Here is a 6,733-nt window from a genome sequence, read left to right on the forward strand (position 1 = left end):
ACACCTTGCCTCAAGCAAGCCTCTGTGAATGCGGGCGGCTACGTCCGGCCAATCATGCCAGGATGCCTCGCTTCCGTCTGATCAATGACCTCCGTGCAAGCTTCTCCCGCGAAGCGGGTTCGTCCAATACCGTAAATGTTGATTTCAACATTTACGGTAGTAGGGCAGATGATAACCCCACTTCGCCATCATGATATGGGCGAGCGCGGCGTGGCTGAGCTTGCCGCGTGCAATGGCCTTGGCGGGTGCCGGCGCCTGAATGATTTTATCGCAGGTCCGGCAGCTGTACTTGGGTCGAACGGTCTCGATCACCTGCCAGGCCTGGGCGACCAGATCGAGCATCTCATCGCTGTCTTCGCCCATGGCACGCAGATCGCCGCCGCAGCCCGGGCAGCATGCGCAAGAGGGCTCGCGAACGACCCGCTTGCGCGGCAGGTTCGGGTTGAGCTTGCGCACCGGCAGCACCCGGACCTTGTCGGTGTTAGCGACGATGGGCAGCTCGGCATCGGGCATGCCGGCGGCGACATCGGCCTCGAGATCTTCGAGTTCGAGCAGCATCTGGCCGAGCTTCTCGGACGAGCGGCCGAAGGCCTTGCGGTTGAAGCGATCGATCTGCAGCTGCAGGCGCTGGATGCGAAGTGCGGCCTCGGCGCGCTCTCTTCGCAGTTGCTCATCGCGTTCGGCGATGGTGGTGTCACGGGCAGCAACGGCCGCTTCCAGAAGCGCGATCCGGGCGAGGAAATCAGCGGTTGAGGGAGCTCATTCCGACACCCAAATTGCATACCCGAAAGACCTCCTTCAAGGAAGCAAAATCGACACAAAATCAATAACAAACGAGCAAAATTGGCCCGCCGGACGCGGCCGATAAGTCTTGCTCGGTCGGCCAATCGATCCCTTCCAGAAGCAGCGAAAGCTGCGCCTTGGTGAGCGACACGGCGACCTGATCCTTGGTGGTGGGCCAAGCAAAACAGCCATCTGTAAGTCGCTTTGTGAATAAGCAGAACCCCTGGTCGTCATGCGCCAGAATCTTGATGATATGGCCCTTGCGGCCACGGAAGCAGAAGATCGCGCCCGTGTGCGGGTCGAGCGAGAGCACCTGTTGCACCATCCGCGCCAGGCTGTTGATCCCGCGGCGCATATCGGTCGCGCCGCAGCACAGGTAAATCCGGTCGGTCGGCACTACCGTGATCACCTGCTCAACTCCGCCAGGACGATGCGCAGCGCTGCCGGATCGACGGTCCCGTCGATCCGCAATCGCGCGCCGTTCGCAAAGGCGACGATGATCCTGCCGGCCGGGTCCGGGCAATCGGCGACGGGGCGTTCGACCTCGGGCAGATCGTTCACCTCGATCCGCGCGAAGGTTGCGACCGCCTGCTGGTCGACATCGAGCTCGCCGCCGGCCATCTGCTTGCGCCACGTATAGAGCTGCGAAGGAGCTACGCCGAACGCTTGCGCGACCTCCGTTACCGACGATCCCGCCGCGTTCGCCAGGTCGACCAACGCGCTTCTCGGCGCAACTCCACAGCCTCCGTTGCCGCGCGCGGCCGGGCATCGTTGCATCATCTTCAGACGCCGCGGCGCCGCTGATCTCGGCGACCACATCGCCCTCTGCATGTTCCAATGTCATGGCGCCAAAGCTCCATGTTCATCGGCCTACTGCAAGGTGCCCTGGTGCACCGCTTACCCTTCAACTCACCGGAGAAAGCATGCGAAAATATAAAGCCCGCGCCCACGCTCTTGACGTATGCGTACGCTGAAGGCCGCGGAATGAAGCGTCGCGTGGGCCCGTAGTGGTCGTTATGGTGATGCGATCAGTTCAGGCTGCGGCGGTCTGCTGACCGGCCAGTTTGTCGGCGTCGCGCATATTTTTGCATTCCCAGGGCAGCAGTTCGTGCAGGCGGGAACTTGGCAGATCAGAGATCCGTGCGAGGACGTCGGCGAGCCAGGCTTTTGGGTCGACGTCGTTCAGGCGGCAGGTGGTGATGGACGTTAACATGACGGCAGCCCGGTCGGCGCCGCGCTGGCTCCCGGCAAATGTCCACGCACGCCTTCCGAGCGCCACGCCTCTCAATGCCCTTTCGGCGGCATTGTTGGTCAGGCAGATTCTGCCGTCATCGAGGAAACGTGCGAAGTCGGCCCAGCGCGACAGCATATAGTTCATCGGCTTCAGGACGTCGGAAGAGCGCGAGAAGGTACCGCGCTCGCGCAGCAACCACTCGTGCATGTCATCGAAGAGCGGCTTGCTCTTTTCCTGCCGCACGGCACGCCGCTCAGCGGCTGTCTGGCCGTTGATGGCACGTTCGATGTCGAAGAGCGCGTCGATGCGCTTGACGGCCTCCAGCGCCGTCGGAGAGATCGGTTTGCCATTCCTCTTGCCCTCGCGGGCATTTTTCTCGACGTCGGCCAGTTCGAAGAATCCCCTGCGGGCATGCGCAAAACAGAATGCGGGCGTGATCGGCTGCTCTTTCCGCTTCGGATCGAATAGCGGATTGAAGCCGCTATAACAGTCGACCTGAAGGACGCCGCCGAACCGGGACAGATGTTTCTGTGGGTGCTCACCGCGTCGGTCGCTCGAGGCGTAATAGACCGCCGCCGGCGGCGCGGCGCCGCCGAATGGCTGATCGTGGCGCACATACGTCCAGATACGGCCTGTTGTGCATTTGCTCTTTGCCAGGACGCGGATCGTCGTGTCGTCACCATGAAGGCGCTCGGCCGCGAACACATGAGCCTCGATGAGCTTGAAGAGCGGCATGAGGGCAAAGGTTCCATGACCAACCTGATCGGCCAGTGTCGAGATCGGCATGTCGATGCCCTCGCACCTGAAGCGCGTGCTCTGCCGGTTGAGCGGGATGTGCATGCCGAACTTGTCGAAGAGGATGGTCGCCAGCAGCTGTGGGCCGATGAAGCCGCGCGGCGTGACATGGAATGGCGCTGGCGGCTGGGTGATCGCCTCGCAATCCCGGCACGTAAATTTCTCCCGGACCGTTTCGATGACCTTGAAGCGGCGAGGGATCTCCTCCAGCGTTCCGGTCACGTCCTCACCCAGCTTGGACAGTCGGGATCCGCCGCAGCAGGCGCAGGCAGTCGGAGCATCGATGACGACGCGCTCGCGCTCGATATTCTCTGGCCAGGGTTTACGCACTGGCCGCTTGCGCGTGAAGGAACGCACGCTCTGGGTCTTCGCCGCCGCGGCGGCTGCGGCAAGCTCATCCTCGCTCGCCGAGGTGACGAGGTCTTCGAGTTGCAATTCCAACTGCTCGATCAGCCGTGCCGTGCGCTCGGAGCGCTGCCCGTAGAGTTCGCGTTTCAGCCTCTCTATGCGCAGCTCGAGATGCGCAATCAGCGCCTCGTTGTCGGACAGCATGGCCTGCGCGTTGGCGGCTTCAGCCTGCCAGTTGGCAGCATCGGCGACAGCCACATCGCGTTCAGCCTGCAGCGCCTCACGCTCGGCAAGCAGCGCCATATAGGCGCTGGCAAGATCCGAGGGAAGATCAACCGGCTTCGAATTCATGCGCCGATTGAATCACGTTTCCTTGTATTTTCAATTAAAAAATGCTACCCAACCCGAGTTGGACGCCATGTTTCCTGAGGGTTTCGCCAGTCTATCCCGGACAACAGATAACTCAGCTGCGCAGGAGATACTGTCACTACTCCGCCCTCAACTGTTGGCCAGATGAAGCGACCGCGCTCGAGCCTTTTTGTGAACAGGCATGCTCCTTGGCCATCATGCCAGATGACCTTCAACAAATTTCCGCGTTTCCCCCTGAAGCAAAACAGGTTGCCCCCCAGGGGATTATGTTTGAGGACCTCCTGCACGCGTAGTGCCAGCGATGGAAAGCCACATCTCATATCGGTGTAGCCTGTCGCCAGCCACACACGCACGCCTTCCGTCGGGATCATCGCAGCATTTCCAGGCCCTGCAAGATCCGCATCAGGACACTTACGTCGACGGTGCGGTCAACGATCACACGCCGGCCGTTTGCACCGACGATTTCTATCCGGCCATCGGCAGACACCGCTTGGCTGGTAGTCGGCACCTCGGAGTGCGATCGCGCAGGAGCCGGGTCTTCCGCCTCCACATCGCGCACGCTGTGACCGACCACACCCATGTCAATGAAGGCGATTGGTGGGGTCTCGGTTCGGCCACCCAATCTCCGTTCCTGGGCTTGCTTCATCCAGATGTGCAAGTGGTTCGCGTTCATGTCGTGACGCCGCGCGACAATCGCCACCGGATCAACGGACTCCTGCACCTCACCCACGATCGCCAGCTTCTGCTCGACCGTCCAGGAGCGGCGCGTCTGCCGTCGGCCCGCATCCGTCGGCGGAGCAAGAGCCGCCGGCGCGCTCGCTTCCACCCTCGACGGCGGCTCCATAGCCAGATACTTCATTGCTAAGTGTCCACTTAATCTAAGCGGACACTAACGATACAAGGTACGCGTCAGTAGGCGGCCTTTAGCGTAGGCGTACCTCTTGACGCAGCCGTAAACACCTGAATCAATCAACAGGTCGGTCGAAGCGGCCGCTCATGATCGCGTGAAATCCCTGCTCACAATCAGCGAAATGCGCACGTAAATTCAAAGAATCGACAGGGCTAACAAATTCAACCAATAGCATCGTACGAAAAGTGATCAGACGGCGTAGATAGCTTTGATAAGTACAAGCTCGCAGCAAGCGATTAAGAATGGGAATTCCATTCTTAATCGCAACCTCGCTGCTTCGGGATTTCTCAGTTGGACTCCCGCCCTTGGAACGAGAAGTCGCAGACGCTCCTAACAAGATCTGAGATCGCTGCAGTAAACACTGAGGGCCGATCATTCCTGTACATGGTCGCATACGGTATCGGTGGCAAAGCTGGTTTGACGGGGACGATCGCGAGTTTGCTCTCATTGACAAGGGGATGGAAGCACTGTTGCGGCAGGTAGCTTACTCCAATGCCCGCAGTCACCAGCCCTATAACAGCCGTCAAACTGTCACATGAGAGAGTACGCTGGAACGCAATTCCGTTCGCCCTCAGCCACTTGTTGATTAGCAGGGTCGAACCAGAGCGGCTCCCTTGAGTCAAGATAGTATATTCCGCAAGCTTTTGTAAATCGATTGGGCGGCGGGTTTTGATCATTCCCGGACGGGCGGTCCAGAAGTTGGACACTTCGGCGATTCGGACTGATGTAATCTCGGGATCAGAAAATGCTTCGGGTATGACGATGATATCGATGGTGTCCTCAAGCAGCCGATCATAAAGATTGCGGCTCATACCAACTTCCGGCTTGAGGTTGACTGTTGGATATTTGTCATGGATGGCCGAAACCAATCTCGGAAGCCACGATAGCGCACACATCTCCGTAACGCCTAAGCGAAGACGTCGGGACGGTGGTTGTTCGGCGTCTCTTAGTTCAAAGATCCGCTGCTGAATGTCGAGCATATCCCGCCCTAAAGAGAGAAGCTGTTCTCCCTGTTCGGTCAGCCGGGCCCCGCGCTGATTACGATCGAAGAGAGCCAGACGTGTTGACGCCTCAAGCTCCAGGATTCGTTTGGAAATCGATGACTGCGTCGTATTGAGTTTGGTCGCTGCCCGTTCGAAAGTACCAAGCTGCGCGATCCAGTGCAGGGCTTCAAGTTGCTTCAGAGTCACCATCTGCGCCTCTTCCATTGCGCTAAGGGCGGCGCGAACGTTGATCGTGCAGACGTCAGGAACATTCGTAAAAGACATGCATTAGGATAATTCTTTATCGGTTTCTTCAATGATGATCAAGCTACAACGTTGGTAAGCGGTGCACTAAGGCACCTTTCCCGAAGTCGCCTGATGCGTGTATGGCGGTCAGCCGTTAGTCGGCGCGCCGGGGCGATCACTGCGGGTTGTCATAACGGGTGACGTAGTGGAGTTCGCGCAGGGCGGGGACGACGAGGGCGATATCTTTGTATGCCTCGTGCTCGATGAAGTGCGCGGTCTCGGGTCCCGGCCTGGGTTTGCCGAGGACGGGCCGCCCTTTTTCGTCGACGCAGTAGATCAGGATCGGCAGCAGCAGCCCGTGGTTGGGGTTCTTGAGGTCGAGTAGCCGTTTCCAGCGTTTGATGTTGAGATTGATGGCCGTGTAGAACCCCTGGCACCACGGCCGCGGGTCGATGCCGCCGCTGGGCTTGGTGGTGAAGCGGGGCGCATAATCCTGCGGTCTGTCGAACAGCGTCTCGTTGATCCGGTTGTGGATCCTGGCGAGGCTGGCAAACACGGCGTGATCGGTTGCAGAGCCTTTGGCCAGGACGTCGCGCGGCAATCCCATGAGTGGGCACATCCAGTCTTGCGGGTCGGCGAACCGCGGCCCGGTGACCGATGCCGTTACGAAGCCATCCAGCGCCGACATGGTCCGCACCAGTGGGCGGGGGTTGGTCTTGGCGGCCATCCAGGCCTCGAGCGCCTCGTCCGACAGCGCCATGTCATCGAGCGCGCTCATGCCGCCAAGGGGAGCGGCATCTCGTGGCGGCGCACCCAGTTCCATGGCATCAGCTCGTCCCAGCGCGAGGCTGGCCAGTCGTTCTGGATGCGCTCGATGACATCGGCCATATAGGCTTCGGCATCGACGCCGCAGAGCTTGCAGGTCTCGATGATGCTGAGCACGACCGCTGACCGCTCGGCCGCGGCGAAATTGCCCGAGAAAAGCCAGTTGCGCCTGCCGACGGTAAATCCACGAATGGCGCGCTCCGCGATCAGGTTGTCGGGCTCGAGCTGGCCATCATAGAG

The 6,733-nt window shown here is 60.1% G+C and carries 9 protein-coding genes; all 9 read right to left on the reverse strand.

Annotation, left to right across the window (positions count from 1 at the left end; genetic code table 11):
* Positions 1-144: 144 nt before the first annotated feature.
* Positions 145-729, reverse strand: a complete 585-nt coding sequence (locus EOA28_RS19810; protein WP_348633435.1) for an IS66 family transposase zinc-finger binding domain-containing protein — start codon at positions 727-729, stop codon at positions 145-147.
* Positions 730-823: 94 nt separating this feature from the next.
* Positions 824-1,192, reverse strand: a complete 369-nt coding sequence (tnpB, locus tag EOA28_RS19815) for an IS66 family insertion sequence element accessory protein TnpB (RefSeq protein ID WP_245501560.1) — start codon at positions 1,190-1,192, stop codon at positions 824-826.
* Complete coding sequence (locus tag EOA28_RS19820) at positions 1,189-1,500, reverse strand: transposase (RefSeq protein ID WP_128315189.1); 312 nt, start codon at positions 1,498-1,500, stop codon at positions 1,189-1,191. Before EOA28_RS19820 ends, tnpB (EOA28_RS19815) begins: the two co-directional genes overlap by 4 nt.
* A 316-nt stretch (positions 1,501-1,816) precedes the next feature.
* Positions 1,817-3,511 (reverse strand): IS66 family transposase, encoded by a 1,695-nt coding sequence (locus tag EOA28_RS19825; protein ID WP_128315190.1) that lies wholly within the window; start codon positions 3,509-3,511, stop codon positions 1,817-1,819.
* 44 nt (positions 3,512-3,555) lie between these two features.
* A complete protein-coding gene (gene tnpB, locus EOA28_RS19830) occupies positions 3,556-3,900 on the reverse strand; it encodes an IS66 family insertion sequence element accessory protein TnpB (protein WP_126102165.1) in 345 nt (114 codons plus the stop codon).
* Positions 3,897-4,388: a transposase gene (locus EOA28_RS19835; RefSeq protein ID WP_128315191.1), complete on the reverse strand. Its 492-nt coding sequence runs from the start codon at positions 4,386-4,388 to the stop codon at positions 3,897-3,899. Before EOA28_RS19835 ends, tnpB (EOA28_RS19830) begins: the two co-directional genes overlap by 4 nt.
* Before the next feature lie 338 nt (positions 4,389-4,726).
* Positions 4,727-5,707 (reverse strand): LysR family transcriptional regulator, encoded by a 981-nt coding sequence (locus tag EOA28_RS19840; protein WP_245501561.1) that lies wholly within the window; start codon positions 5,705-5,707, stop codon positions 4,727-4,729.
* A gap of 136 nt (positions 5,708-5,843) precedes the next feature.
* On the reverse strand, positions 5,844-6,491 hold the full coding sequence (locus tag EOA28_RS19845) for a UPF0149 family protein (protein WP_245501562.1): 648 nt from the start codon (positions 6,489-6,491) through the stop codon (positions 5,844-5,846).
* The coding region (locus EOA28_RS19850) for a transposase domain-containing protein (RefSeq protein ID WP_148670767.1) at positions 6,443-6,733 on the reverse strand (291 nt) is incomplete at its 5' end. The genes EOA28_RS19845 and EOA28_RS19850, both read right to left, overlap by 49 nt.

Source organism: Mesorhizobium sp. M2A.F.Ca.ET.067.02.1.1, assembly GCF_004023285.1.
Lineage (GTDB): Bacteria > Pseudomonadota > Alphaproteobacteria > Rhizobiales > Rhizobiaceae > Mesorhizobium.